The 21,042-nt window shown below is 71.6% G+C and carries 20 protein-coding genes and 2 riboswitches; of the genes, 15 read left to right on the top strand and 5 right to left on the bottom strand.

The annotated features are described in order from the left end of the window. The first annotated feature begins 25 nt into the window (after positions 1 to 25). Positions 26 to 1,426 carry an MFS transporter gene (locus ABTY20_RS14800; protein WP_351997390.1) on the top strand — a complete coding sequence of 467 codons (1,401 nt, stop codon included), beginning with the start codon at positions 26 to 28 and terminating at the stop codon, positions 1,424 to 1,426. After that, complete coding sequence (locus ABTY20_RS14795) at positions 1,423 to 2,643, top strand: FAD-dependent monooxygenase (protein ID WP_351997389.1); 1,221 nt, start codon at positions 1,423 to 1,425, stop codon at positions 2,641 to 2,643. Before ABTY20_RS14800 ends, ABTY20_RS14795 begins: the two co-directional genes overlap by 4 nt. Before the next feature lie 109 nt (positions 2,644 to 2,752). Here the strand turns inward: ABTY20_RS14795 and ABTY20_RS14790 are convergent, their stop codons facing one another. The 4 genes from ABTY20_RS14790 to gcvT form a co-directional block, all read right to left on the bottom strand. Beyond that, entirely contained in the window at positions 2,753 to 4,120 is a 1,368-nt protein-coding gene (locus ABTY20_RS14790; protein ID WP_351997388.1) for an L-serine ammonia-lyase, read from the bottom strand. A 161-nt stretch (positions 4,121 to 4,281) separates the two neighbouring features. Continuing rightward, positions 4,282 to 5,541: a serine hydroxymethyltransferase gene (glyA, locus tag ABTY20_RS14785; protein ID WP_351997387.1), complete on the bottom strand. Its 1,260-nt coding sequence runs from the start codon at positions 5,539 to 5,541 to the stop codon at positions 4,282 to 4,284. Positions 5,542 to 5,556: 15 nt separating this feature from the next. Next, a complete protein-coding gene (gene gcvH, locus ABTY20_RS14780) occupies positions 5,557 to 5,934 on the bottom strand; it encodes a glycine cleavage system protein GcvH (RefSeq protein WP_351997386.1) in 378 nt (125 codons plus the stop codon). 113 nt (positions 5,935 to 6,047) lie between these two features. After that, on the bottom strand, positions 6,048 to 7,166 hold the full coding sequence (gene gcvT, locus ABTY20_RS14775) for a glycine cleavage system aminomethyltransferase GcvT (protein WP_351997385.1): 1,119 nt from the start codon (positions 7,164 to 7,166) through the stop codon (positions 6,048 to 6,050). A 70-nt stretch (positions 7,167 to 7,236) separates the two neighbouring features. After that, positions 7,237 to 7,369: riboswitch (glycine riboswitch) on the bottom strand. Then, positions 7,370 to 7,470: riboswitch (glycine riboswitch) on the bottom strand. Positions 7,471 to 7,693: 223 nt separating this feature from the next. On the opposite strand from gcvT, the gene ABTY20_RS14770 reads away from it, so the two are divergent. From ABTY20_RS14770 to ABTY20_RS14725, 10 genes are all read left to right on the top strand, one after another. Then, complete coding sequence (locus ABTY20_RS14770) at positions 7,694 to 8,362, top strand: AAA family ATPase (RefSeq protein ID WP_351997384.1); 669 nt, start codon at positions 7,694 to 7,696, stop codon at positions 8,360 to 8,362. A gap of 53 nt (positions 8,363 to 8,415) precedes the next feature. After that, the gene (locus tag ABTY20_RS14765) at positions 8,416 to 9,195 is read left to right on the top strand and encodes an enhanced serine sensitivity protein SseB (protein WP_351997383.1); all 780 of its coding nucleotides are present in this window, start codon (positions 8,416 to 8,418) and stop codon (positions 9,193 to 9,195) included. Positions 9,196 to 9,452: 257 nt separating this feature from the next. Further along, positions 9,453 to 10,241 carry an enhanced serine sensitivity protein SseB C-terminal domain-containing protein gene (locus tag ABTY20_RS14760; protein WP_351997382.1) on the top strand — a complete coding sequence of 263 codons (789 nt, stop codon included), beginning with the start codon at positions 9,453 to 9,455 and terminating at the stop codon, positions 10,239 to 10,241. 401 nt (positions 10,242 to 10,642) lie between these two features. Then, positions 10,643 to 12,313, top strand: coding sequence for an ABC transporter substrate-binding protein (locus tag ABTY20_RS14755; RefSeq protein ID WP_351997381.1), 1,671 nt, complete (start codon positions 10,643 to 10,645; stop codon positions 12,311 to 12,313). 107 nt (positions 12,314 to 12,420) lie between these two features. Further along, positions 12,421 to 13,425 (top strand): ABC transporter permease, encoded by a 1,005-nt coding sequence (locus ABTY20_RS14750; protein WP_351997380.1) that lies wholly within the window; start codon positions 12,421 to 12,423, stop codon positions 13,423 to 13,425. 1 nt (position 13,426) lies between these two features. Next, positions 13,427 to 14,386 carry an ABC transporter permease gene (locus tag ABTY20_RS14745; RefSeq protein WP_351997379.1) on the top strand — a complete coding sequence of 320 codons (960 nt, stop codon included), beginning with the start codon at positions 13,427 to 13,429 and terminating at the stop codon, positions 14,384 to 14,386. Positions 14,387 to 14,392: 6 nt separating this feature from the next. Continuing rightward, complete coding sequence (locus ABTY20_RS14740) at positions 14,393 to 15,394, top strand: ABC transporter ATP-binding protein (RefSeq protein ID WP_351997378.1); 1,002 nt, start codon at positions 14,393 to 14,395, stop codon at positions 15,392 to 15,394. Beyond that, the gene (locus ABTY20_RS14735) at positions 15,391 to 16,671 is read left to right on the top strand and encodes an ABC transporter ATP-binding protein (RefSeq protein WP_351997377.1); all 1,281 of its coding nucleotides are present in this window, start codon (positions 15,391 to 15,393) and stop codon (positions 16,669 to 16,671) included. Before ABTY20_RS14740 ends, ABTY20_RS14735 begins: the two co-directional genes overlap by 4 nt. A 121-nt stretch (positions 16,672 to 16,792) precedes the next feature. Further along, on the top strand, positions 16,793 to 17,482 hold the full coding sequence (locus tag ABTY20_RS14730) for a trimeric intracellular cation channel family protein (protein WP_351997376.1): 690 nt from the start codon (positions 16,793 to 16,795) through the stop codon (positions 17,480 to 17,482). 25 nt (positions 17,483 to 17,507) lie between these two features. Further along, positions 17,508 to 18,368: a thioesterase family protein gene (locus ABTY20_RS14725; RefSeq protein ID WP_351997375.1), complete on the top strand. Its 861-nt coding sequence runs from the start codon at positions 17,508 to 17,510 to the stop codon at positions 18,366 to 18,368. A 96-nt stretch (positions 18,369 to 18,464) separates the two neighbouring features. Here ABTY20_RS14725 and ABTY20_RS14720 read toward each other — a convergent pair whose 3' ends face one another. Continuing rightward, positions 18,465 to 19,112 (bottom strand): TetR family transcriptional regulator, encoded by a 648-nt coding sequence (locus ABTY20_RS14720; protein WP_351997374.1) that lies wholly within the window; start codon positions 19,110 to 19,112, stop codon positions 18,465 to 18,467. A gap of 113 nt (positions 19,113 to 19,225) precedes the next feature. Between ABTY20_RS14720 and ABTY20_RS14715 the strand changes: the two genes are divergently transcribed. The 3 genes from ABTY20_RS14715 (at position 19,226) to ABTY20_RS14705 (ending at position 20,953) form a co-directional block, all read left to right on the top strand. Beyond that, positions 19,226 to 19,393, top strand: coding sequence for a hypothetical protein (locus ABTY20_RS14715; protein WP_351997373.1), 168 nt, complete (start codon positions 19,226 to 19,228; stop codon positions 19,391 to 19,393). 54 nt (positions 19,394 to 19,447) lie between these two features. Further along, positions 19,448 to 19,714, top strand: coding sequence for a DUF4190 domain-containing protein (locus ABTY20_RS14710; protein WP_351997372.1), 267 nt, complete (start codon positions 19,448 to 19,450; stop codon positions 19,712 to 19,714). A 69-nt stretch (positions 19,715 to 19,783) separates the two neighbouring features. Continuing rightward, positions 19,784 to 20,953, top strand: coding sequence for a cysteine desulfurase family protein (locus ABTY20_RS14705; RefSeq protein ID WP_351997371.1), 1,170 nt, complete (start codon positions 19,784 to 19,786; stop codon positions 20,951 to 20,953). The last annotated feature ends 89 nt before the right edge of the window (positions 20,954 to 21,042 follow it).

Raw genomic sequence — 21,042 nt, 5'->3', positions numbered from 1 at the left:
CCCGGCAACGAAGAAAGGGACGTTCATGACCGCAACCCAGGCTCCTTCGGTGGTGGCCCGCGGGAAGGCCGCCGTCGGGGCTCTCGGTCTCCTGGCACTCTCCACCGGTGCCCTGGAGTCGGTGGTGACGCCGACGCTCCCGCTCCTGCAACGCGAGCTGGACATGAGTCCGGCCGAAGGGGCGTTGCTGAGCATCGTGCTCCTCGTCACCGGCGCGCTCGTCACACCGCTGGCAGGCAGGTTCGGCGACCGCTACGGCGGGAAACGGGTCCTGGTCCGGCTGATGGCGGTGGTCTGCGCCGGGGGCCTGGTGTCCGCCCTGGCGCCGAACCTGCCCGTGCTGCTGCTCGGCCAGGTACTGCAGGGGGCGATGGTGGGCGCGCTGCCCCTGTCGTTCGTCGTGGTGCGCGCGCACCTCCCCGCGGGAGAGTCCAAGGTGGCCATCGGGACGGTCGGCGGACTGTTCGTCGGGGGCGGGATGGTGGGCATGCTGTCGGCCGGACCCGTGGCGGAACAGCTCTCCCGGCACTGGATGTTCGCGCTGCCGACGATCGCGGTCGCCGGGGCCACCCTGCTGGTGAACCGGCTGATGCCGGACGACCCACCGGGCCGGCCGGGCGACGCCGGGACCGACTGGCCCGGCCTGCTCCTGCTGAGCGGGACGCTGGTCACGCTCATGCTCACCCTCGCACTGGCGCCCGGCCTCGCCTCGCAGCCGCTCGTGCTCTGCGCCCTAGTCGTGATCCTGGCCGCCTTCGTCACCGGCTGGGTGGCCGTCGAACGGCGCGCGGCCGCGCCGATGATCGACCTGCGCATGCTGGCACGGCCCGCGATGTGGAAGCCGTGCGTGCTGACGTTCGTGATCTGCGCCGGTACCTCGATGGCGGTCTACCTCGTTCCGCAGCTGTTCGACGAGACCGGCGACGGGTACGGATTCGGGGCCGGCGCCACCGAGATCGGCTTCTACCTGCTGCCCGGCGCCGTGGCCGCGTCACTGGCCGGGCCGCTCGGCGGGATCGGGGACCGGCGTTTCGGCTCGCGTGCCGTGGTCACCGCCGGAGTCGTCCTCATGGCCGCCTCCCTGCTCACCCTGGCGGCCGTACACACCGAGGTCTGGCACCTCGTCGTCGGCAAGGCGCTGATCGCGCTGGCCAACGGCCTGTGCGTCACGGCGATGATGACCAGCACCGCCACCTCCGTCGACCGGGGCGACACCGGCATCGCCACCGGCCTGATCCTGGTGACGCGCGTGCTCGGCTACGCCGTGGGCGGGCAGCTCGGTGGTGCGCTCCTCACCGCCGGAACCCCTCCCGGGTCGGACGTCGCGGCCGAATCGGCCTACGTCACCGGCTTCGTCCTGGCCGGGGCCGTCACGGCGTCGGCCCTGCTCGTCACCCGCACCCTGCGCAAAGGAGTCAACGGATGAACCGCACCGATCGACCGAGGGGCGCCCGTACCGTGCCGAGGCGCGAGGTCCTGATATCGGGGGCCGGCATCGCCGGTCCCGCCCTGGCGTTCTGGCTGAACCGCCACGGATACGCGGTCACGGTGGTCGAGAGGGCGCCCACGCCCCGCGGCGGCGGTTACCCCGTCGACGTGCGCGGCACCGCACTGGACGTCGTCCGCAGGATGGGGATCCTGCCGCGGCTGCGGGACGCGCACATCGACCTGCGCCGGCTGACCTTCCTCGAGGGCGACGGCGGCGAAGTGGCCTCGCTCCACCCGCACCACGTCACCGGCGGTGTCACCGGGCGGGACCTGGAGGTGCGGCGCGGTGATCTGGCCGACGCCCTGTACGCGGCGGTCCGCGACGACGTGGAGTTCCTGTTCGACGACTCCGTCGCCGCCCTCGAGCAGTCCGGCCACGGGGTCGACGTCACCTTCCGCGGGGGCGGCGGGCGCACGTTCGACATGGTGTTCGGCGCGGACGGTCTGCACTCCTCCACCCGGGAGGCGCTGTTCGGCCCCGAGGAGCGGTTCCACCACTACCTCGGCCACTGCTTCGCCGTGTTCACCATGCCCAACACCCTCGGCCTCTCCCACGAGACCGTGATGTGGAACGCCCCGGGCAGGGCCGCGGCGCTCTACGCCGTGGGGGACGACGGCGACGTGCACGCCTTCCTGGACTTCGCCCGCCGGGAACCACCGCGGGACGCGTTCCGCGACCCGGAGGCCCAACGGGACCTGCTCGCCTCGGTCTTCGCCGACGCGGGATGGGAGGTGCCGGGCATGCTGGCCGCCCTGCGCGACGCGGACGACCTGTTCTTCGACGCGGTCGGCCAGATCCGTATGCCCCGCTGGTCCAGCGGCCGGGCCGCGCTGGTGGGCGACGCCGCGTACGCGCCCTCGTTCCTCACCGGACAGGGCACCAGCCTCGCCCTCGTCGGCGCCTACATGCTCGCCGGTTCCCTGGCCCACCGGGACCACGCCACGGGCTTCGCCGCCTACGAACACGACACCCGCCCGTTCGTGACCCTCAACCAGGAGCTGGTCGGCAAGGGCGGCGCCACCCTCTTCCCGACCACCCCCCGGGCCCTGGAGGAACGGAACGACAGGCTGCGCGGGCTCACCGCCCTCCCCTCCGCCGGGGGACGACCGGCCCACTCGGCCCTCACCCTGCCCGAATTCACGCCCAGGACGTAGGACGCGAGCCCGGGCGTGCGCGCCGATCGCGCGGCGGCCGCCGGACGGAGGCGGCCGGCCCTCGCCGGGGCCGGCCGCCTCCGTCCGGCCAGGACGGCCGGCGACGTCGTCAGCACTCGATGATGTTCACCGCCAGCCCGCCCCGGGCCGTCTCCTTGTACTTGACCGACATGTCCGCGCCGGTCTCCTTCATCGTCTTGATGACCTTGTCCAGGGACACCTTGTGCGAGCCGTCGCCGCGCATCGCCATCCGGGCCGCCGTGACCGCCTTGACCGCGGCCATGCCGTTGCGCTCGATGCACGGGATCTGCACCAGACCGCCGACGGGGTCGCAGGTCAGGCCGAGGTTGTGCTCCATGCCGATCTCGGCCGCGTTCTCCACCTGCTCGGGGGAGCCGCCCAGCACCTCCGCGAGGGCGCCCGCCGCCATCGAGCAGGCGGAGCCGACCTCGCCCTGGCAGCCGACCTCGGCGCCGGAGATGGAGGCGTTCTCCTTGAAGAGCATGCCGATGGCGCCGGCCGCCAGCAGGAAGCGGACCACGCCCTCCTCGTCGGCGCCGGGGACGAAGTTCATGTAGTAGTGCAGGACGGCCGGGATGATGCCCGCCGCGCCGTTGGTGGGCGCCGTGACGACCCGGCCGCCGGCCGCGTTCTCCTCGTTCACGGCCATGGCGTACAGGGTGATCCATTCCATGGCGAGCGCCTGCGGGTCGCCCTCGGAGCGCAGCTTGCGCGCGGTGTTCGCGGCACGGCGCCGCACCTTCAGCCCGCCCGGCAGGATGCCCTCGCGGGACATGCCGCGCTCCACGCAGGCCCGCATCACGCGCCAGATCTCCAGCAGGCCCTCGCGGATCTCCTCCTCGCTCCGCCAGGCGCGCTCGTTCTCCAGCATCAGCGCGGAGATGGACAGCCCGGTCTCCCGGGTGAGGCGCAGCAGCTCGTCGCCGGTGCGGAAGGGGTACTTCAGGACCGTGTCGTCCAGCACGATGCGGTCCGCGCCCACCGCGTCCTCGTCGACGACGAAACCACCGCCGACCGAGTAGTACGTCTTGGTCAGCAGCTCCGCGCCGGAGGCGTCGTACGCCCACAGGGTCATGCCGTTGGCGTGGTAGGGGAGCGTCCTGCGGCGGTGCAGCACCAGGTCGTCGTCGAAGGAGAACGCGATCTCGTGCTCGCCGAGCAGCCGGATCCGGCCCCCCTCCCTGATCTTCTCCACCCGCTCGTCGGCCGACTCCACGTCCACCGTGCGCGGCGAGTCGCCCTCCAGGCCCAGCAGCACCGCCTTGGGCGTGCCGTGGCCGTGGCCGGTGGCGCCCAGGGAACCGTAGAGCTCCGCCCGGACCGAGGCGACCGAGTCCAGCAGGTCCTCGTTGCGCAGCCGCCGGACGAACATGCGGGCCGCCCGCATCGGGCCGACCGTGTGCGAGCTGGACGGGCCGATGCCGATCGAGAACAGATCGAAGACCGAGATGGCCACGGGAGGGCTCCTAAGAATTCGGCGGACGACGCTGTCCGCCGGGGGGATGGTTCACGGAAGGAAGAGGAAACGTTCATGCGGGTGCATGGTGCGGGGCACCGCGCCCACTGACCCAGTGTGCGCGATGCCCCTGACGTCCGTACGGACCAAAGCGTACGGAATTACCGCAGACCGGGGTAGAGCGGGTGCTTGGCGGCGAGCGCCGTGACCCGGGCCCGGAGTGCCTCCGCGTCGAAGGACGGCTTCAGCGCCTCGGCGATCACGTCCGCGACCTCGGTGAAGTCCTCGGCCGTGAAGCCGCGGGTGGCCAGCGCGGGCGTACCGATGCGCAGGCCCGAGGTGACCATCGGCGGACGCGGGTCGTTCGGGATCGCGTTGCGGTTGACCGTGATGCCGACCTCGTGCAGCCGGTCCTCGGCCTGCTGTCCGTCCAGCTCGGAGGCGCGCAGGTCGACCAGGACCAGGTGCACGTCGGTGCCGCCGGACAGCACGTCCACGCCCACGGCCTTGACGTCGTCCTGGACCAGGCGCTCGGCCAGGATGCGGGCGCCCTCCAGGGTGCGGCGCTGGCGCTCCTTGAACTCCTCGGAGGCGCACACCTTGAACGCGACCGCCTTGGCGGCGACCACGTGCTCCAGCGGGCCGCCCTGCTGGCCGGGGAAGACCGCGGAGTTGATCTTCTTGGCCAGCTCGGCCGTGGAGAGGATCACCCCGCCGCGCGGACCGCCGAGGGTCTTGTGGGTGGTGGTCGTCACCACGTGGGCGTGCGGCACCGGGTTCGGGTGCAGGCCCGCGGCGACCAGGCCGGCGAAGTGCGCCATGTCGACCATCAGGTACGCGCCGACCTCGTCCGCGATCCGGCGGAACGCGGCGAAGTCCAGCTGACGCGGGTACGCCGACCAGCCGGCCACGATCAGCTTCGGCTTGCTCTCCTTGGCCAGACGCTCGACCTCGGCCATGTCGACGACGCCGGTGTCGTCCACGTGGTACGCGACCACGTCGTAGAGCTTGCCGGAGAAGTTGATCTTCATGCCGTGGGTCAGGTGCCCGCCGTGCGCGAGGTTCAGGCCCATGATCGTGTCACCGGGCTTGAGCAGCGCGAACATCGCGGCGGCGTTGGCCTGCGCGCCGGAGTGCGGCTGCACGTTGGCGTGCTCGGCGCCGAAGAGCTCCTTGACCCGGTCGATGGCGATCTGCTCGATCACGTCGACGTGCTCGCAGCCGCCGTAGTAGCGGCGGCCGGGGTAGCCCTCGGCGTACTTGTTGGTGAGGACCGAGCCCTGGGCCTCCATGACCGCGACCGGGGCGAAGTTCTCCGAGGCGATCATCTCGAGGGTGGACTGCTGGCGGTGCAGCTCGGCGTCGACCGCGGCGGCCACCGCCGGGTCGAGCTCGTGCAGGGGCGTGTTCAGAACGGACATGCGGCTACAGGCTCCTCAGCCGGCGATCTCGGCGTCGTACTCGGCGGCGGTCAGCAGGTCGGCCGGCTCGTCGGTGACCCGCACCTTGAACAGCCAGCCGCCCTCGAAGGGGGCCGAGTTCACCAGCGACGGGTCGTTCACCACGTCCTCGTTGATCTCGGTGATCTCGCCGCTGACCGGGGAGTACAGGTCGCTGACCGACTTGGTGGACTCCAGCTCGCCGCAGGTCTCGCCCGCGGTCACGCTGTCACCGACCTCGGGGAGCTGGACGAAGACCACGTCGCCGAGCGCGTTGGCCGCGTGCTCCGTGATGCCGACCGTCGACACGCCGTCCTCGGCGGCCGACAGCCACTCGTGCTCCTTGCTGTAACGCAGCTGCTGGGGGTTGCTCATGGCCTGAATTCTCCTGTACGCGGGGGACTGCTGATGACGGTGGGGACTGTGTGCACCGCGGTGAGCAGGCACGACGTGCTCACCTCAGAAGGGGGAGCCGTCCGACGACGGTGTCACTTCCGGCGCTTGTAGAACGGCAGCGCCACGACCTGGTACGGCTCGTGGCTGCCGCGGATGTCCACGCCGACGCCCTCGGTGCCCGGCGCCGCGTGCGCGGCGTCGACGTACGCCATCGCGATCGGCTTGCCCAGCGTGGGGGAGGGGGCGCCGGAGGTGACCTCGCCGACCACCTCGCCGCCGGCCACCACCGCGTACCCGGCGCGGGGCACCCGGCGGCCCTCGGCGACCAGGCCCACCAGGACGCGCGGGGGCTCGGAGGCGGCCCGCTCGGCGGCCTCGGCCAGGGCGGCGCGGCCCACGAAGTCGCCCTCCTTCTCGAACTTCACCACCCGGCCGAGACCGGCGTCGAAGGGCGTGAGGGAGGTGCTCAGCTCGTTGCCGTACAGCGGCATGCCCGCCTCCAGGCGCAGCGTGTCCCGGCAGGACAGCCCGCACGGGACCAGCCCGGCGCCCTCGCCCGCCTTGGTCAGCGCCTGCCACAGCTCCACCGCGTGCCCGGGCTCCACGAACAGCTCGAAGCCGTCCTCACCGGTGTAGCCGGTACGGGCGATGAGCGCGGGGACGCCGGCGACCGTGCCGGGCAGGCCGGCGTAGTACTTCAGACCGTCCAGGTCGGCGTCGGTGAGCGAGGCGAGGATCCCCTGCGACTCGGGGCCCTGCACGGCGAGCAGCGCGTAGGCGTCGCGGTCGTCGCGGACCTCGGCGTCGAAGCCGGCCGAGCGCTCCCGCAGGGCGTCCAGGACCACCTGGGCGTTGGAGGCGTTGGCGACCACCAGGTACGCGGTGTCGTCCAGCCGGTAGACGATCAGGTCGTCCAGGATGCCGCCGTCCTCGCGGCAGATCATGGTGTAGCGGGCGCGGCCCGGCTTGACGCCCCCGATGTCGCCCACCAGGGCGTGGTCGAGGAGGGCGGCGGCCCGGGGGCCGGTGACGGTGATCTCGCCCATGTGGGAGAGGTCGAACAGGCCGGCCTTCGTGCGGACGGCGTTGTGCTCGTCGCGCTCGGAGCCGTAGCGCAGCGGCATGTCCCAGCCGGCGAAGTCGGTCATCGTCGCGCCGAGCGAACGGTGCAGGGCGTCGAGCGCGGTCCGACGGGGTTCGGTACTGCTCATCGGTCGGTCTCCCAGGGCGATGGGGGTCCCCCCGCGCGAGTTCGTTCGAGCGCGGGGAAGGCGAGGACGTTCCTCCCCATCTGTCATCGGAACCTGAGAGGTTCGCCACGACGCCCACGCAGGGGACGGTCCTGGCTTGCACCTTGGGTGGAGCCGCCGGAGCACCGCTGGATGCCCCGGGACGGCCCGCTTTTCAGATGTGCCTCGCCCGCGCGGTAACGGGGCCTGAGAGATTCAAGGGAGGGACTTGCTCCTTCGGCGCCCCGGCGGCAAACGGTGCCGGGGACTCTCCCGCGCGGATTCAAACGGCCGGTATGCAGTTGGCGCGCACATCATTGCACGCATCACGGGGAGGCGGCAGGGGGACCCTTCCCAGGGGGGTGCACGGGGCGTGCGGGTGCCGTCACGGGGAGCTGTGACGAGCCTGTTCCAGGAAACGGACGGAAACGAGAGGCGCCGGCATTACTTTCTTTTTACACTCGGCGGGGATCGGTACTCGTACCTGGCCCCAGGGGAGGACGATCTCGGTGAACAGGACCACGGCGTGCGCCACCACCACGGGCGTCGCGCTGCCCCCGCAGCCGGCCGCGCCGGCCCGGCGGGCCCGCGGCGCGCTCCCGGCGCCCGTCGTCCGCGACCTGCGCGCACGGGCCGGCCGCAGCCCGCGCGCCCTGCTCTTCGGGCCCCGGGACCTCGTCGCGGTCACCGGGCTCCCCGGCAGCGGCAAGTCCACGCTGATGCGCCGCGCGGTGCACGGCGTGCGCGTCGACTCCCAGGACACCCGCGACCGCTGGGACGCCCGCATGCCGCGCCTCCTGCCGTACGCGGTCTACCGCCCGCTGGTCCGGCTCGCCCACTACGCCGGGCTGCGCCGCGCCCTGCGCTCCGGCGGTCCGGTCGTCGTGCACGACTGCGGTACGCAGGCCTGGGTGCGCCGCTGGCTGGCCCGCGAGGCACGCCGCCGGGGCGCGAGCCTGCACCTGCTGCTGCTCGACGTCACCCCGCAGCAGGCCCTGGCCGGTCAGCGGGAACGCGGGCGCGGCGTCTCCCGGTACGCGTTCCTGCGCCACCGCGCGGCGAGCGAGCGGCTGCTGCGCGCGGTGGAGCGGGGCGCCCTGCCGGCGGGCTGCGGTTCGGCGGTCCTGATCGACCGGGACGCGGCGGACGCGCTGCGCCGGATCGGCTTCACGGGCTGACCGGATAGCCTTTCCAGCCACAGCAGTGGTTCCAGGCAGCAGGCGGTAGGCAGATGGACTTCCCGGCGGACTTCCCGGCACAGGCGCACCCCCATCCGCACGGCGGGTGGCCCGGCAACGAGCTGGAGGAGGTGCTCTCCGCCTCCCTCGGCGTCCCCTCGGCGGGCGGCAGGGTCGTCGAGGTGCTGGGCCGCAGCTTCGTCTGGGTCCCGCTGCCGAACGGCGGCGGTCCGGACAGCGGCCCGCTGGACCTGCCCACCCTGGAGATCGACGGCCAGGCCTACGTCCCCGTCTTCAGCTCCGAGGAACAGTTCCGCCAGGTCGTCGGCCCCCACCTGTCGTACACCGTCGCGCCCGCCGTGGAGTTCGCCCGCGGTCTGCCGCCGCAGGCCGGGATCGCGGTGAACCCCGGCGGCGTGGTCGGCATCCCGCTGCCGCCGCCGGCCGTCGCCGAACTGTGCCGGGCCGGACGCGGCCCGCTGGACGGCCCGGCGTCCGGCGGCCGGGTGCGGCTGTTCGAGCCCGACTGGCAGGACGACCCGCTGGACTTCCTCGCCGCGGCCTCGGCGGAGTTCGACTCCATCGGCGTGGTGACCGCCGCCCGCCGCTGCCTCGCCGCGATCGAGACGGCCGACCCGGTCCTCTTCGTCGGCGTGGAACTCTCCGGCTGGGAGGGCGACGCCCGCGCCCTCCCGCTGGACGCCCTGGGCCGCGCCCTGGGCCGGGCCCCCGCCCCCTGGCCGGTCAACCTCATCGTCCTGGACATCGCCCAGGACCCGGTCGGCGACTGGCTCCGCACCAGGGTCCGTCCCTTCTACCAGCGCGAGCTCTGACCCCCTGGGGGTGCGGGGCCGTACCGGTGTGCGGCTCCGCGGCGCGGGCGCGTCCAACCCCCGGGGCGTGGGGCCGTACCGGTGTGCGGCTCCGCGGCGCGGGCGCGACAAGCCGTGACGGGCCCGCCCCCGCCCAGGCGCCGCGGCCCCGGGCCCTTCCGCACTCGCCGCACGGTGGTCCGCCGCACCGCAGCCCGCCGCGCGGCGTCGGCTTAAGCTAGGTGCGTTGGCTGGCGAGGTACGGAGGGGCGATACAAGTGAGCGCTGGCACCGCGGCGGCCGGGCAGGTCGAGCACATGCTGCGCCAGGTGACGCCCGGGCGTTACGACGCGTACGAGGCGTTGCTGCGCGCTCTGGCGACCCCCTCCTCCGGCCGGGTCTGGATGCTGCTCTGGCACGGCCAGGCCGGCTCCCCGGACGCCCAGTACGGAAGCATGGAGGTCGACGGCTTCGGCTACGTGCCCTGCGTCACCTCCGCCCAGGAACTGTCCGCCAGCGGCTGGAACCGGTCGTACGAGGTGGTCGACGGCCTCGACGTGGCCCGCGCCCTGTATCCCGACCACCACGGGCTCTGGCTCAATCCGCACGCCCCCGGCGGCGGGGTCGGCATCCCCTGGCTGGATCTGCGCCGGATCGCCGGCGGACTGGACCGCCAGCCCGCCGGACCGCTGCGGCTGTCCGAACCGGCCATCGAGATCCCGCAGTTCTACGCCCTCCTCGCGCAGAACGCCCACCGCACCCCGGCCGTCCGCACCCTGCGCCGCGCCTGGGTGCAGCCCGCACTGGGCGCCCCGTACCTCGCCATCGGCCTGGACGTGTACGACACCTCCCCGCCCGCCGTGGACGCCGTCCGCGCGATGATGCGGCAGTCCCTCGGCGCGGTCCCGGACGGACTGCCCGTGTCGACCGTCGCGCTCTCCGACGAGCACGACCCGGTCGCGATGTGGCTGCGCGTCAACTCCCGCCCCTTCTACGACCGCGAGGCCCACGGCGCCGCGGCGTCCCCCGCCGCGGCCTACGGCTACCCGCCCCCGCACCGGGGCTGACCCGGGCCGCTCACCGCACGTGGTGACGCCGCGTCACCGTCCACGGAGCGGACAGGGACGACGGTCCGGGCCGAGCTGTCCGCCCGGACCGTCACGCAGCGTTGGTTTCCCGCCAGATTTTTGGCCATGCGCGTTCCGCGACATCCCGTTGACCACCTGTCACCTGCGGTTTCACCCGTTCTTCACGCCGTCGGGCGTCACCTGGGCGGTTGCAGGGAGGGCGCTTTCATGTCCGGCGGGTTAAATCTTGACGGGGGGACGCCTGAACCGTCCCTTATGTCAACTGTTCAGATCTCAGGTAGGTATCACCGCTATCCGGACTGTTCCTGACCGACTGTGAACGTCTGTAGTGTTCGGCCGGTCAAGATGCATCCACATAGCGGACCCGGAGTGGCCCCAATATGCGCATATTCAAGTCCCGAACCGCTCGGGCGATCACGGCCGCGGTGGCGGTCGGTCTGATCGCCACGGGCTGCTCCAGCGAACGGGACGCTGACAACAAGAGCGACGGCAAGAAGGACACCTTCGTCTTCGCCGGTGCAGGCGACCCCGGCTCCCTGGACCCTGCCCTCGCGAGCGACGGTGAAACCTTCCGCGTGACGCGCCAGGCGTTCGAGGCCCTGCTCGAGCACGAGTCCGGCGGCACCAAGCTGGTCGGCGGCCTCGCCGAGACCTGGTCGAGCAACGACAAGGGCACCGTCTGGACCTTCAACCTCCGCAAGGGCGTGAAGTTCCACGACGGCGAGACGTTCAACGCCGCGGCGGTCTGCGCCAACTACGACCACTGGTTCAACTGGAAGGGCACCTACCAGTCCAGCGCGGTCTCGTACTACTGGCAGACCATCATGGGCGGCTTCGCGAAGAACGAGGACAAGGAGACGCCCGAGGCGAACTACAAGTCCTGCACCGCGAAGGACGAGAACACCGCCGTCATCGAGGTCAAGAAGCCCTCCGCCAACCTCCCCGGCGGCTTCTCCCTCCAGGCCCTGGCGATCCACTCGCCCAAGGCCCTCAAGGAGTACGCGAAGGAGGAGGCGACCGCCAAGGGCGACGCCATCACGTACCCCAAGTACAGCCAGGAGGCCGGCACGGTCGCCGGTACCGGCCCGTACAAGATCACGAAGTGGAACAAGGGCAACAAGGAAGTCAGCCTGACCCGCTTCGACGACTACTGGGGCGAGAAGGCCAAGATCAAGAACCTGGTCTTCCGCACCATCGACACCGAGGAGGGCCGCCGCCAGGCGCTCCAGGCCGGTGACATCGACGGTTACGACCTCGTCGCCCCGGCCGACGTCAAGACCCTCGAGGACCAGGGCTACGTCGTCCCGACCCGTGGCGTCTTCAACCTCTTCTACGTGGGCATGAGCCAGGGCGCCAACAAGGCGCTCAAGAAGAAGGAAGTCCGCCAGGCGATCGCCCAGGCGATCGACAAGGAGAACCTGGTCAAGACCCAGCTGCCCGAGGGCGGCAAGGTCGCCGACCAGTTCATGCCGGACACCATCGCGGGCTACTCCAAGAACGTCACGAAGTACCCGTACGACACCGCCGCGGCGAAGAAGCTCCTCAAGAAGGCCGGTGAGGAGAAGCTCAAGGTCGAGTTCTGCTACCCGACCGAGGTCACCCGCCCGTACATGCCCGCTCCGCAGGACCTGTTCGAGCTGATGAAGGCCGACCTGGAGAAGGCCGGCATCACCGTCACGCCGAAGGCCATGAAGTGGGCCCCGGACTACATCGACGCCACCGAGGCGGGCTCCTGCGACCTGCACATGCTCGGCTGGACCGGTGACTTCAACGACGGCTTCAACTTCATCGGCACCTGGTTCGCCGGGTACGACAAGCAGTGGGGCTTCAAGGACAAGAAGGTCTTCGACGCCGTGAACGCCGGCTCGAAGCTGGGCAAGGCCGACGAGCGCACCGCCGCGTACCAGAAGGCCAACGAGGTCATCATGGACTACCTCCCGGGCGTCCCGGTCTCGTCCTCCCCGCCGGCCATCGCCTTCGCCAAGAACGTGAACCCGCCGAACGTCTCCCCGCTGACCCAGGAAGTCTTCTCCGAGACCTCCTTCAAGTAGGCGAGCAGCGGTAGGAAACCACAACGGGGGGTCCGCCCGGTCGTCGCAACTCGGCGGCCGGGCGGGTCCATTCATGTAAGACATCACGCAAGAAAGGGGCATGCGGGGTGCTGCGTCTCGTCGTACGAAGACTGCTCCAGCTCATACCCACGCTGCTCGGCCTGTCGGTTCTGCTCTTCCTGTGGCTCGACCGTCTGCCCGGTGGACCCGCCTCAGCGATCCTGGGGGAGAAGGCCACCGAGGCCGAAGTGGCGCGCATCAACCGCGCGCTCGGGCTGGACCAGCCCGTCTACGTTCAGTACTGGCGTTTCCTCAAGCGCATCTTCCAGGGTGACCTGGGCACCTCCACCCAGACCGGACAGCCGGTGTGGGACGAGTTCGTCCTGCGCTTCCCCGCGACCGTGGAGCTGTCCCTCCTCGCGATCCTCATCGCCGTGGCCGTCGGCGTCCCGCTCGGTTACTTCGCGGCCCGCAACCGAGGCGGCTGGCTCGACGTCACGTCCGTCTCCGGCTCGCTCGTCGGCATCTGCATCCCGGTCTTCTTCCTGGCTCTGCTCCTGAAGCAGATCTTCGCCGTCAACCTCGGCATCTTCCCCGCCTTCGGGCGCCAGGACACCGGCATCAACGCCACCGACGTGACCGGCTTCGCCGTCCTGGACGGCATCCTCACCGGGGAGTTCGACGCCTCCTGGGACGCGATCATGCACCTGATCCTGCCCTCCGTCGCCCTGGCCTCCATCCCGCTCGCCGTCATCGTGCGCATGACCCGCGCCAGCGTTCTCGAGGTACAGGACGAGGACTACGTCCGCACCGCCGAGGCCAAGGGCCTCAAGCGGAGCGTCATCCGCGGCCGGCACGTGCTGCGCAACGCGATGCTCCCCGTGGTGACCGCGGTCGGCCTGCTCACGGGCTCCCTGCTGTCCGGCGCGGTCCTGACCGAGTCCGTGTTCTCCTTCGGTGGCATCGGCTCCTTCATCCGGACCGCCATCGACGGCCGCGACTACCCCGTGCTCGTCGGTTTCATCATGTTCATCGCGCTGATATACGTCCTGATCAACCTGCTGGTGGACCTCGCGTACAGCCTCATCGACCCGAGAGTGCGGGTGCACTGACATGAGTGTCGCCACCAAGACCGACAAGATCCAGCGCCTCGCGGAACTGGCCGCCACCAAGGAGACCAGCACCGGCGCCAGCCTCTGGCGGGAGGCCTTCCGCCGCCTCAAGCGCAGCAAGATGGCGATCATCGGCGCGGTCGTCATCGCCCTGTTCGTCGTCCTCGCGATCGTCGGGCCCTACATCGCCCCGCACTCCCCGACCGCCCAGACCTGGCGGAACGAGGTCTTCCCCAACCGGGGCGAGTTCGTCGGCGCACGCGGCGAGAACTGGTTCGGGCTCGACCACCTCGGCCGGGACATGTTCTCCCGCATGCTGGTCGGAGCCCGTCAGACGCTGCTCGTCGGCGTCGTCGCCACGCTGATCGGCCTGGTCATCGGCTTCGTGATCGGCGGCCTCGCCGGCGCCTTCGCCACCCTCGGCGGCGACACCGGCAAGCGGATCGACTCCGTCATCATGCGTTTCATCGACATCATGCTGGCGATGCCCTCGCTGCTGCTCGCGGTGTCCATCGCCGCGGTCATGGGGCAATCACTGACCACCGTGATGATCGCCGTCGGTGTCGTCCAGATCCCGGTGTTCGCCCGGCTGCTGCGCGGCTCCATGCTGGCCCAGGGCAGCGCGGAGTACGTGCTCGCCGCCCAGTCCCTCGGTGTGCGCAAGCGGCGCATCGTCCTCTCGCAGATCATCCCCAACTCGCTCAGCCCGGTGATCGTGCAGGCCACGCTCTCCCTGGCCACCGCGATCATCGAGGCGGCCGCCCTGTCCTACCTGGGCCTCGGCAACCCCGACCCGGCCATCCCCGAGTGGGGCGTCATGCTCACCCAGGCACAGCGGTTCTTCGACAACGCGCCGATGATGGCGGTCTACCCCGCCGTCGGCATCATCATCACCGCCCTCGGCTTCACCCTCCTCGGCGAGGCCATGCGGGAAGCCCTCGACCCGAAGCTGAGGGGCTGAACCACCATGTCTCTGCTCAATGTCGACGAACTGACCATCACCTTCGGCGGCCGCGGCCGCAAGGAGTCCCGGGCGGTCGACGGCGTCTCCTTCGAGGTCGACCAGGGCCAGGTCGTGGGCCTGGTCGGCGAGTCCGGCTGCGGAAAGTCCGTCACCTCCCTGGCCCTGATGGGCCTGCTCCCGAGCAAGGGCGTCACCATCGGCGGCCGTGCCGAGTTCGACGGCACGGACCTGTTCACGATGAGCCCTTCCGCCCGCCGCGACCTGCGCGGCAGCGAAATGGCGATGATCTTCCAGGACCCGCTGTCCTCGCTCAACCCGGTCGTGCCGATCGGCGTGCAGGTCACCGAGATCCTGGAGCGCCACCGCGGACTGAAGGGCGAGGCCGCCCGCAAGGAGGCCGCCCACCTGCTGGACCGGGTCGGCATCCCCGACCCGACCCGGCGGCTCAAGGAGTACCCGCACCAGCTCTCCGGCGGTATGCGCCAGCGCGCGCTGATCGCCATGGCGGTGGCCTGCGCCCCGCGCATGCTCATCGCCGACGAGCCCACCACGGCCCTCGACGTGACGATCCAGGCCCAGATCCTGGAACTGCTCAAGGAGCTCGTGGACCAGGAGGGCACCGCCCTGCTGATGATCACCCACGACCTCGGCGTGGTCGCCGGCCTCTGCGACCAGGTCAACGTGCTCTACGCGGGCAAGACCGTGGAGTCCGCCGGGCGCCGTGAGCTGTTCGCCCACCCGACCCACCCCTACGCGCACGGACTGCTGGGCTCCATCCCGCGGCTGGACGCTCCCCGGGGCGAGCCCCTCAAGCCCATCCGGGGCTCCATCAACGACCGCATCGCCTGGGCCGACGGCTGCGCCTTCGCGCCCCGCTGCGACCGGTACGAGATGGGCTGCCTGACCGGCACCCCGCAGCTCACCGAGCCCCGCGCGGCCGGCCACCAGGTGCGGTGCGTCAACCCCGTACTCGACGACGCGAAGGCCGAGGAGGTCACCGCATGAGCCTGCTCGAACTGGACGGCGTCAAGGTCCACTTCCCCATCAAGAAGGGCATCTTCGTCGACCGCACGGTCGGTCACGTCTACGCCGTGGACGGAGTGTCCCTGAAGGTCGAGGCCGGCGAGACCTACGGTCTGGTCGGCGAGTCCGGCTGCGGCAAGACCACCCTCGGGCGGTCGGTGCTGCGGCTGGTGGACATCACCGAGGGCTCCGTCGTCCTCGACGGCACCGACCTGGCGAAGCTGCCCGGCGAGGAGATGCGCCGCTTCCGGCGCCGGCTCCAGATGGTCTTCCAGGACCCGCTGGGCTCGCTCAACCCCCGGCAGAACATCGAGTCCATCCTGTCCGAGGGCATGATCGCCCACGGCATCGGCAAGGACCAGGAGGAGCGCCGGGAGAAGATCAAGGCGATCCTGGACAAGGTCGGCCTGCCCTCCAACGCGCTCTCCCGCTACCCGCACGAGTTCTCCGGCGGCCAGCGCCAGCGCATCGGCATCGCCCGCGCGCTCGTCCTCGAACCCGACGTGATCATCTGCGACGAGCCGGTCTCCGCGCTCGACGTGTCGGTCCAGGCCCAGGTCATCAACCTGCTGGACGAGCTCCAGGAGGAACTCGGCCTGACCTACGTGGTGATCGCCCACGACCTCGCGGTGGTCCGGCACATCTCCGACACGATCGGCGTGATGTACCTGGGCTCGCTGGTCGAGGAGGCGCCGAGCGACGCGCTGTACGCCGAGCCGAAGCACCCGTACACCAAGGCCCTGATGTCGGCCGTGCCGGTGCCGGACCCGGAGGTGGAGGACAGGCGCGAGCGCATCCTGCTCACCGGCGACCTGCCCTCCCCGGCCAACCCGCCCAGCGGCTGCCGCTTCCACACCCGCTGCCCGTGGGCCCAGGCCGAGCGCTGCGCGACCGAGCGGCCCGAGCTGCGGGACGTCGGCGGCGGCCACCGGGTGGCCTGCCACTTCGCCGAGGAGATCGAGTCGGGGAAGCTGGCGCTGACCCGGCCCACCGGCATCGAGGCCGTCAAGGAGAGCGAAGGCGTGGTGGTCGAGCGGACCGAGGAGGAGGCGGAGGTTCCCGCCGCACTCCTGCCGGCCGACTCGACGACCAAGCCGGACGCCACGGCGGTCAAGGAGAAGGTGCCGGCGGCGGCCGAGGCCCCGGGCGACCGGACGGCCGACGCCGTCGCGAAGGACAGCGACGCCGTCGCGAAGGACAGCGGCGCCGCGGGACCGGACGCGTCCGGCGAGGAGAAGAAGCAGGACAAGACCGGCTGACGGACCGCCGTCCTTCCCGGGGCCTCGCACGGCTCCGCTGAAAGGTTGCGGACAGCAAGTTCACACCACCCCTCGCCTTGGTTTGCAAGGCGAGGGGTTCTTGTTGGGTGAGAATATGAGGGTGCTCCAGCAACTGTTCAGTCCGTCCGTCCTGCACACGCTCGACCTGATCGGCATCTTCGTCTTCGCGATCTCCGGCGCCCTGCTGGCCGTCCGCAAGAACTTCGACGTCTTCGGCATCGCCGTACTCGCCGAGGTCACCGCGCTCGGCGGCGGACTCTTCCGCGACCTGGTGATCGGCGCCGTGCCGCCCGCCGCCTTCACGGACCTGGGGTACTTCGTCACCCCGCTGCTCGCCACGGTCCTGGTGTTCTTCCTCCACCCGCACGTGGAACGCATCCAGGCCGGCGTCAACGTGTTCGACGCGGCCGGCCTCGGCCTGTTCTGCGTCGTCGGCACGACCAAGGCGTACGACTACGGCCTCGGCCTGACCGCCTCCGCCTGTCTGGGCCTGGCCACCGCGGTCGGCGGCGGTGTGCTGCGCGACGTGCTCGCCAACGAGGTGCCGTCGCTGCTGCGCTGGGACCGCGACCTGTACGCCGTCCCGGCCGTCGTGGGCGCCGCCCTGACCGCGCTGTGCATCCGCTACGACGTGCTGAACGCGGGGACCAGCAGCCTCGCCGTGGTCGCGGCCTTCGTGCTGCGCCTGCTCGCGATGCGCTACCACTGGCGGGCGCCCCGCGCCTGGCACCGCCGTTCGACGGTCCGGGAGGAGGAGCTCCCGGGACACACGAACAAAGCTACCGCTTAGTATTGTCTTCTTGTACTGTTCAACCATGCCAGAAGCAGCCTCCGCCCAGCCCCTCCGCGCCGCCGTCGGCGCCGGTGAGTTCGACCGCGACACCGAGCTCACCCCGCGCGCGCCCGGCGTCTACGACATCGACCTCTCCGCCGGCTGGACGATCTTCAACGCCGTCAACGGCGGCTACCTGCTGGCCGTCCTGGGCCGCGCGCTGGCGGACGCCCTGCCGCACGCCGACCCGTTCACCGTCTCGGCGCACTACCTCACCGCCTCCCGGCCGGGCCCGGCGGTCGTCCGCACCGAGACCGTGCGCACCGGACGGACCCTGTCGACCGGTCAGGCCTCCCTCTTCCAGCTCGACGAGGAGGGCCGCGAGGTGGAGCGCATCCGCGTCCTGGCCTCCTACGGCGACCTGGACTCCCTCCCGGAGGACGTCCGTACGACGGCCGAGCCGCCCGCGATACCGCCGATGGAGCAGTGCTTCGGCCCCGAGGACGGCCCCGCCCCGGTCGACGCCGGTTCCGCCATCACCGAGCGCCTGATGCTCAAGCTCGACCCCTCGACCCTGGGCTGGGCGCTCGGGCAGCCGTCCGGCAAGGGGGAGATGCGGGCCTGGTTCGGCTTCGCCGACGGCCGCGACCCCGACCCGTTCGCGCTGCTCCTCGCGGTGGACGCGCTGCCGCCGACCGCCTTCGAACTGGGGCTGTCCGGCTGGGTCCCGACGGTGGAACTCACCGTCCACGTCCGCGCCCGCCCCGCTCCGGGCCCCCTGCGGGTCTCCGTCACCACCCGCAACCTCGCCGGCGGCTTCCTGGAGGAGGACGCCGAGGTCTGGGACAGCGCCGACCGCCTGGTGGCCCAGTCCCGCCAACTGGCCCGCGCCCGCCTGGCCTGATCCTCCCCGGCCCGTCCGGCACTCCCCGGCCCGTCCGGCGTTCCAGGAGCGGGGGTCCGGGGGCGGGACGGGCGGGGGCGGCGAGGGCGAAGAACCTCACCCGCCCCCGCCCGCCCCACCGCCCAACCAGTGCGCACGCCCGATCCCGATCAACCGCATCCGGCGCGCCGCCATCCGGAACGCCCGCTCCCGCGCCCCCGCCTCGCTCGCCGGGGCCTCCAGGAACGCCGAAGCGGTCACGAGCATCTGATCGACGTACAGCTGCGCCAGCATCGTCAGATCCTCCTCCCCCCACCCGGCGGACACCGGATCCTCCGCCAGCGCCTCCCCCACCTCCGCGGTGAACAGCGCCAGCTGGCCCCGTATCGCCTCCCGCACCGACTGCACCCCGCCGTGCCGCTCCCGGGCGATGAACCGCACGTGCGCCGGATGCGCCTCGACATGACCGGCGATCAACCCGATCGCCCGCGCGATGCGCTCCTCACCGTCCCCGGTCGTGGACACGATCGTCCGGATCATCGGGTGCAGGCTGCCCAGCGCCTCCTCGACCAGCGCCACCCCCAGGTCCTCGATGGAGCGGAAGTGCCGGTAGAAGGCGGTCGGCGCCACCCCCACCGCACGGGTGACCTCACGCAGCCCCAGGCTGCTCAGGCTCTTTTCCTCCAGCAGTTCCAGCGCCGCGTCGAGCAGCGCCCGCCGTGTCTTCTGCTTCTGGGCCTGCCGGACGCCGAGGGTGTGACTCATGCCATGCAGTTAACAACTGTTCTCCGTGACGGGGAAGTCATGACCCGCGCCGGAGCGGGAACTCAGTGAACAGCTGTAACCACAACCGTTCACCGAAGCTGGGGGATCCACTCATGCTCTTCCTCGTCGCCACGCTTCTGCTGTTCGGCGTCGCCCTGGGCACCGTCGTCCACGCCCCGCTCTCCTTCTCCCTCGTCGCCGGTGCCGTCATCGCCGTGTGGCTCGGCGTCTTCGCCCTGCGCGAGCGCCACGGCCGCGGACACCGCGGCCCGGCGCACTGACCCGCGACCGCACCGTCCGACCCCCGTCCCTACCGACCGTGGGAGCCGATCACCATGCACCTCACCGCACCGGCCGCCCGACGCACCGGTCTCCGTGACGCCGACGGCATGGCCGTCGCGTCCTTCGTCCTGGGCCTGCTGGGCCTGCTCGTCCTCAACGTGTTCCTCGGCCCGACCGCCATCGTGCTGGCGACCGTGGCGCTGCGGCGGGGCACGGGCCGGCGCGGCCGCGCCCTCCTGGGGCTCGGACTCGGCGTCGCCGACCTCCTGGTCCTCGCCGCGTTCCTGCAGGCGGACGACACGATCTCCTGGAGCTTCTGAGCGAGCGGCGCATCCCGGTCGGCCGCGACCCGCGGCCGGGGCACGGGGCCCCGTAGAATCGGCCCCACCATGGCTTACCTCGACCACGCCGCGACCACCCCGATGCTTCCCGAGGCAGTCGAGGCACTCACCGCGCACCTGGGCGTCACCGGCAACGCCTCCTCCCTCCACGCGGCCGGCCGCCGCGCCCGGCGCACCGTCGAGGAGGCCCGCGAAACCCTCGCCGAGGCCCTCGGCGCCCGCCCCAGCGAGATCGTCCTCACCTCCGGCGGGACCGAGGCCGACAACCTCGCCGTGAAGGGGCTCTACTGGTCCCGGCGCGACGCGGACCCGGCCCGCACCCGGATCCTCGCCAGTCCCGTCGAGCACCACGCCGTCCTCGACGCCGTCCACTGGCTCGGTGAGCACGAGGGCGCCACCGTCGAGTACCTTCCGGTCGACTCCCACGGCCGGGTCCACCCGGACACCCTGCGCGAGGCCATCGCCCGGGACCCCGACGACGTCGCCCTGGCCACCGTCATGTGGGCCAACAACGAGATCGGGACGGTCCTGCCGGTCCGTGAACTCGCCGAGACCGCGGCCGAGTTCGGTGTGCCGCTGCACTCCGACGCGGTCCAGGCCTTCGGCCAGGTACCGGTGGACTTCGCCGCGTCCGGGCTCGCCGCGATGACCGTGTCCGGCCACAAGATCGGCGGCCCGTACGGCATCGGCGCGCTGCTCCTGGGCCGCGAGCACACCCCCGTGCCCGTGCTGCACGGCGGCGGTCAGGAACGCCATGTCCGCTCCGGCACCCTGGACGTCCCCGCCGTCGCCTCCTTCGCGGTGGCCGGGCGGCTCGCCGCCGAGCAGCAGGAGTGGTTCGCCCGCGAGATCGGCGGGCTGCGCGACGACCTGGTCGCCGCGGTCCGCGAGGCCGTCCCGGACGCGATCCTCGGCGGCGACCCCGCCCCCGGGGGGCGGCTTCCGGCCAACGCGCACTTCACCTTCCCCGGCTGCGAGGGCGACTCCCTGCTGCTCCTGCTGGACGCCCAGGGCATCGAGTGCTCCACCGGCTCCGCCTGCACCGCCGGCGTCGCCCAGCCCAGCCACGTCCTCCTGGCCACCGGCACCGACCCCGACCTGGCCCGCGGCACCCTCCGCTTCTCCCTCGGCCACACCTCCACGGAGGCCGACGTGGAGGCCCTGGCCAAGGCCATCGGCCCGGCGGTGGAACGGGCCCGCGCGGCGGGACTGACCTAGGGCCTCTCGTTTGGATCATGTCGGCGTCGCGGGGCTTGGCACGCGCATCTGCCGCGTTGTCGTCAGTTGCCAACGCTCCGCGTTGGCGC

Origin of the sequence: Streptomyces sp. NPDC126497, from assembly GCF_040302425.1 — a bacterium.
In the GTDB taxonomy this organism is placed as follows: Bacteria; Actinomycetota; Actinomycetes; order Streptomycetales; family Streptomycetaceae; genus Streptomyces.
The sequence above is the reverse complement of the archived record's forward strand: the minus strand, read 5'-3'. Positions and strand labels throughout refer to the sequence as shown.

Excerpts from the sequence above, each read along its gene's own strand:
- ABTY20_RS14800 (WP_351997390.1), top strand. The coding sequence starts at position 26 with ATGACCGCAACCCAGGCTCCTTCGGTGGTGGCCCGCGGGAAGGCCGCC.
- ABTY20_RS14795 (WP_351997389.1), top strand. The coding sequence starts at position 1,423 with ATGAACCGCACCGATCGACCGAGGGGCGCCCGTACCGTGCCGAGGCGC.
- glyA (WP_351997387.1), bottom strand. The coding sequence starts at position 5,541 with ATGTCCGTTCTGAACACGCCCCTGCACGAGCTCGACCCGGCGGTGGCC.
- gcvH (WP_351997386.1), bottom strand. The coding sequence starts at position 5,934 with ATGAGCAACCCCCAGCAGCTGCGTTACAGCAAGGAGCACGAGTGGCTG.
- gcvT (WP_351997385.1), bottom strand. The coding sequence starts at position 7,166 with ATGAGCAGTACCGAACCCCGTCGGACCGCGCTCGACGCCCTGCACCGT.
- ABTY20_RS14765 (WP_351997383.1), top strand. The coding sequence starts at position 8,416 with ATGGACTTCCCGGCGGACTTCCCGGCACAGGCGCACCCCCATCCGCAC.
- ABTY20_RS14755 (WP_351997381.1), top strand. The coding sequence starts at position 10,643 with ATGCGCATATTCAAGTCCCGAACCGCTCGGGCGATCACGGCCGCGGTG.
- ABTY20_RS14745 (WP_351997379.1), top strand. The coding sequence starts at position 13,427 with ATGAGTGTCGCCACCAAGACCGACAAGATCCAGCGCCTCGCGGAACTG.
- ABTY20_RS14740 (WP_351997378.1), top strand. The coding sequence starts at position 14,393 with ATGTCTCTGCTCAATGTCGACGAACTGACCATCACCTTCGGCGGCCGC.
- ABTY20_RS14735 (WP_351997377.1), top strand. The coding sequence starts at position 15,391 with ATGAGCCTGCTCGAACTGGACGGCGTCAAGGTCCACTTCCCCATCAAG.
- ABTY20_RS14725 (WP_351997375.1), top strand. The coding sequence starts at position 17,508 with ATGCCAGAAGCAGCCTCCGCCCAGCCCCTCCGCGCCGCCGTCGGCGCC.
- ABTY20_RS14720 (WP_351997374.1), bottom strand. The coding sequence starts at position 19,112 with ATGAGTCACACCCTCGGCGTCCGGCAGGCCCAGAAGCAGAAGACACGG.
- ABTY20_RS14715 (WP_351997373.1), top strand. The coding sequence starts at position 19,226 with ATGCTCTTCCTCGTCGCCACGCTTCTGCTGTTCGGCGTCGCCCTGGGC.
- ABTY20_RS14710 (WP_351997372.1), top strand. The coding sequence starts at position 19,448 with ATGCACCTCACCGCACCGGCCGCCCGACGCACCGGTCTCCGTGACGCC.
- ABTY20_RS14705 (WP_351997371.1), top strand. The coding sequence starts at position 19,784 with ATGGCTTACCTCGACCACGCCGCGACCACCCCGATGCTTCCCGAGGCA.